This window comes from Lentibacillus populi (genome assembly GCA_014642895.1).
GTDB classification, from domain to species: Bacteria; Bacillota; Bacilli; order Bacillales; family Amphibacillaceae; genus Lentibacillus_C; species Lentibacillus_C populi.
This window is the reverse complement of sequence record BMJD01000090.1, coordinates 1-4,000: the sequence shown is the minus strand read 5'-3', so window position 1 is coordinate 4,000 and position 4,000 is coordinate 1. Positions and strand designations below refer to the sequence as shown.

Annotated in this window: 5 protein-coding genes; 3 read left to right on the top strand and 2 right to left on the bottom strand. The window is 39.5% G+C overall.

Annotated elements, in window-relative coordinates:
• Window positions 1–216: 216 nt before the first annotated feature.
• Window positions 217–462 carry a hypothetical protein gene (locus IEX12_RS22840; RefSeq protein WP_188725967.1) on the top strand — a complete coding sequence of 82 codons (246 nt, stop codon included), beginning with the start codon at window positions 217–219 and terminating at the stop codon, window positions 460–462.
• 19 nt (window positions 463–481) lie between these two features.
• On the opposite strand, the gene IEX12_RS22835 is transcribed toward IEX12_RS22840, so the two are convergent.
• A complete protein-coding gene (locus tag IEX12_RS22835; RefSeq protein ID WP_188725966.1) occupies window positions 482–1,333 on the bottom strand; it encodes a metallophosphoesterase in 852 nt (283 codons plus the stop codon).
• A gap of 268 nt (window positions 1,334–1,601) precedes the next feature.
• On the opposite strand from IEX12_RS22835, the gene fadH reads away from it, so the two are divergent.
• Window positions 1,602–2,369 carry a 2,4-dienoyl-CoA reductase gene (fadH, locus tag IEX12_RS22830; RefSeq protein WP_102415342.1) on the top strand — a complete coding sequence of 256 codons (768 nt, stop codon included), beginning with the start codon at window positions 1,602–1,604 and terminating at the stop codon, window positions 2,367–2,369.
• A 75-nt stretch (window positions 2,370–2,444) separates the two neighbouring features.
• On the opposite strand, the gene trhA is transcribed toward fadH, so the two are convergent.
• Window positions 2,445–3,080 carry a PAQR family membrane homeostasis protein TrhA gene (trhA, locus tag IEX12_RS22825; protein WP_102415341.1) on the bottom strand — a complete coding sequence of 212 codons (636 nt, stop codon included), beginning with the start codon at window positions 3,078–3,080 and terminating at the stop codon, window positions 2,445–2,447.
• A 206-nt stretch (window positions 3,081–3,286) separates the two neighbouring features.
• Between trhA and cbpB the strand changes: the two genes are divergently transcribed.
• On the top strand, window positions 3,287–3,730 hold the full coding sequence (cbpB, locus tag IEX12_RS22820; protein WP_088050012.1) for a cyclic-di-AMP-binding protein CbpB: 444 nt from the start codon (window positions 3,287–3,289) through the stop codon (window positions 3,728–3,730).
• Window positions 3,731–4,000 lie beyond the last annotated feature (270 nt).

Below are 4,000 nucleotides of genomic sequence, written 5' to 3'. Positions count from 1 at the left end.
TTCAAGTCTGAATATTCCTTATAGGGAATAAATGGTAATTACCCCAAAATTAAAATGGTTGACAAGCTAGAAAGTTTTTTATGCAACGCAAGTGATAATTTCCTAGACAATAATAAAAGGTCTGATCCAAACTTTCCGGATCAAACCTTTCACCTTAATAATAGCCTTCACGTGGATAACCATATCCGTACGGGTAATATGGGGGATAAGGCGGGTATGGGTAATAATAGCCGCCGGGGTGTATTGCTCCGTAAAAAAATGGTGCAAAGGCAAGACCAGTCAGAAATGGCAGGACAGGAAACTGCCGTTGGTCATCGTGTGATTCGGCTGGATAACGGTATGGTTGGCCACCTTGGTAATTCACCGGATAATTCAATGGAATCTTCCTTTCTAAACATTCTCATTAAAATATATGCGAATGCCCCGGGAAGAGAGCATGTATCGTTAGTGTTTATCCTGTAAATCCGGCAATGAAGGTTTGTTATGTTTTTTTTAATGTATAGATATTGAATTCCGGTTTGCATAAAAATCGATAAGGCAACCGTGTTGTACCGATCCCTCTGCTGACATACAATAATAAATCGCCATTGTTGAATGAATACTTACCCTGAACATATTTTTCGGCGTATGCTGGTGTATATAAGTCACCAATAAATGGAAATCTGACTTGTCCGCCATGACTGTGCCCCGAAAGCTGAATATCGACAGGGTACTTGACCGATGTATCGGCAAAATCTGGTTCATGGGCAAGTAAGATCGTAAAGAGATCAGGATTTGCCTGTTTTAACGTTTTCGTCAAGTCAGGTCTTCCGAGCATAAGGTCATCAATGCCAGCCAGGATAATCCCGTCATTATCCTTATTAAGTGTGACATGCTGATTTTGCAAAAGCTGGAAGTCTGCCTGTTCCATCGTATCCTTTACAACGTTTGTTCCATAACCGCCATGATCATGATTTCCATATATCCAATATTTCCCTTGCTTCGCGGTTAAAGTTCGTAAAACAGTAATCAGCTGATGATTCCAATTATACGTATTCGGTTCATCAACAAGATCACCTGTGAAAACAATCAGATCCGGATTTTGTTTGTTTATTTGGGCTACAAGATCTTTTAGTTGATCAAGTGTATAATGAAAGCCGATATGGGTATCGGAAAATTGGACAATTTTAAAATCGTGAAAAGCATTTGGGATTTTTGCAGATGTAATTGTTTTATTATTGATATGAAGCATTTTTGGTTCGATATCACGGGCATAATAATAGGTTCCGCCGCCAATACCAAAGATAGCAAGTATGCTGCCAAACATTTTTTTCAAAAACGATCTTCTATTCATCAAGGTCAAACCTTTCTACGGTGGTAAAGAAAAGATTTAAATTTTAACTATATTAATTCATTGACAGAAATGCGACGTCCAGTCCAGCGCCAAGTGGTTAGTATACTTAAAAAATATCTTTCTAAAATTATAGCACGTATAAGGCATATTTTTATATGAAAATTTTCTGATCGCTGGGCTATTGTAATCTGCAAATTTTTTGACTTATTGTTGTCACAAGAATAATATTGTAGGTGGGAAGGGAATAAAACGCTTACAGGGGGACGTTATGAAAAATCAGACAGTCATTGTAACAGGAAGTTCCAGCGGTATGGGAAAACATATGGCAAAAAAATTTGCTTCAGATGGGGCAAATGTTGTACTAACGGGAAGAAATGAAGAACGGCTGCGTACTGCAAGAGAAGAAATAATGGGCGGCGCAACAGGTGATGTACTTATTGTACATATGGATGTAAGAAATCCGGAAGATGTCGAACGGATGGTTAATGAAACCATTGAGAAGTTTGGTACCATTGATCATTTAGTAAATAATGCTGCTGGAAACTTTATTTGCCCAGCAGAGGATTTGTCCGTAAATGGATGGAATGCAGTTATTGATATTGTGTTAAATGGTACATTTTATTGCAGTCGTGCAGTTGGCAAATACTGGATTGATAACGGCGAAAAAGGTTCCATTTTAAACATGGTAGCAACTTACGCGTGGAATGCCGGTGCCGGGGTTATTCACTCCTCAGCAGCAAAAGCGGGTGTGCTAAATATGACCCGAACGCTGGCGGTTGAATGGGGAATGAGGTACGGGATACGTGTGAATGCGGTTGCTCCGGGTCCAATTGAACGAACGGGTGGTGCTGGTAAATTATTTGAATCGGAGCAGGCGGCAAACCGTACCATCAATTCTGTTCCGTTAAAGCGGCTTGGCACCCCGGAGGAAATTGCCGACTTAGCTCATTTTTTATTGTCGGACAAAGCGGCCTATATTAACGGTGAAGTTGTAACAATGGATGGGGGACAATGGTTGAATAAGTTTCCTTTTTAGATTGATTCGGGCTTCCGACGCATGTAATACGTGGAAAAAACGCGTGTTAACTGGGCTAAGATAACACGCGTTTTTTCAGATGACGTAATAAAATATTGAAAAGAAGTGAAAAGCTGATCCAGCAATGACGAACAAATGCCATACAGCATGGTGATATGGAAAACTGCGCCATACGTAAAATATTGCACCAACTGTATAGAAAATGCCACCTGTAATTAACAGAAGAATACCAGTTTCATGCATGACCGATGTTAGCGGCCCCCAGACAAGGATAATGAGCCAGCCCATTGCAATATAAAAAATTGTTGATAAAACAAGGAATTTTTTTACGAAAAATATTTTAAATACGATTCCGCAGATCGCGATTCCCCAAACGATACCGAATAAAATCCAGCCTATTTCGCCTCTGAGCAGTACAAGTAATAAGGGTGTATATGTTCCAGCAATAAACAGATATATGGACGAATGATCAAAAATTTGAAAAATGTCCTTCCATTTTCCCTCAGGCAGGCTGTGCACAATCGTTGATGTTGAATACATGAATAGCATGGTAACACCAAAGATCGTTACGGAAACAATCTGCCATGGACTTCCGTTTAACGAGGCATATATGATCAGCAAAACCAATCCTGCAATACTTAGTAATGCACCGATCCCGTGTGTAATAGCGTGGGCGATTTCTTCTTGTTTTGTATACGTGTGTGTTGTCATGAATTTTCCCTCAACCCGTTCTTTGTGACATAGTTTATTTTAAGTATACTACGATATGCCAAAATTATAAATGTCTTTTAAACATGATCAGCAAATAGCGGTAAGTGATATTCGGTAAACCATGTTTCTATACGTAAATTATGGTAAACTGAATTTGTAGATGAATGCTTTCTCCTTATTATTACCATGTAAAGGAGCGTTTTTTTATGAGTACTATACAGGATAAACAATTAACAGATATTATGATTGAAGAGGTTATGATCCCTTCTGAAAAGGTAGCACATGTCCAAGTAAATAATCCATTGGAGCATGCCTTATTAGTGCTGGTTAAATCGGGTTATTCTGCTGTGCCTGTTTTGGATGCGGAGTATAAATTGGCTGGTACGATAGGGAAAACGATTATATTAAATCAAATTTTAGGGCTGGAGCGTTTTGAATTTGAAAAGCTTGCCGATATGCGTGTGCACGAAGTGATGAATGTTGATATTCCGCGTTTAACTAAAGAAAAAACGTTTATGGATGGATTAAACACGGTGATTAATTATCCATTCGTTTGCGTTGCAGATGAGGAAGGTTATTTTGATGGCATTGTAACGAGACGGGCGATACTAAAGCAATTAAAACGGGATCAATATAGAACAAAGGCGTAAGCGCCCGTTTAGCGGCGTATGTGCTGGACTGAGCCGTAGGAGATAAAGGAAACACGACGACCTGAGGGAGTCGATGTTGACTTATCGTACGGAGGCGGGTGTTGCACACTAGCCGCTGGGCGCTGGAGCCGGACGTGGCTTACTCTGCTGAGAGCAGAATAGAGCCTGAATTTTATACTTTTGTATGAAAACAATTTTCCAAAGAAGACAACACCTAACTAGGCCCTTTCGTTACTCATTTTTTTGGAGGGCTTTATTTATTTTTTTATT

Excerpts from the sequence above, each read along its gene's own strand:
- IEX12_RS22840 (WP_188725967.1), top strand. The coding sequence starts at position 217 with ATGGGTAATAATAGCCGCCGGGGTGTATTGCTCCGTAAAAAAATGGTG.
- IEX12_RS22835 (WP_188725966.1), bottom strand. The coding sequence starts at position 1,333 with ATGAATAGAAGATCGTTTTTGAAAAAAATGTTTGGCAGCATACTTGCT.
- fadH (WP_102415342.1), top strand. The coding sequence starts at position 1,602 with ATGAAAAATCAGACAGTCATTGTAACAGGAAGTTCCAGCGGTATGGGA.
- trhA (WP_102415341.1), bottom strand. The coding sequence starts at position 3,080 with ATGACAACACACACGTATACAAAACAAGAAGAAATCGCCCACGCTATT.
- cbpB (WP_088050012.1), top strand. The coding sequence starts at position 3,287 with ATGAGTACTATACAGGATAAACAATTAACAGATATTATGATTGAAGAG.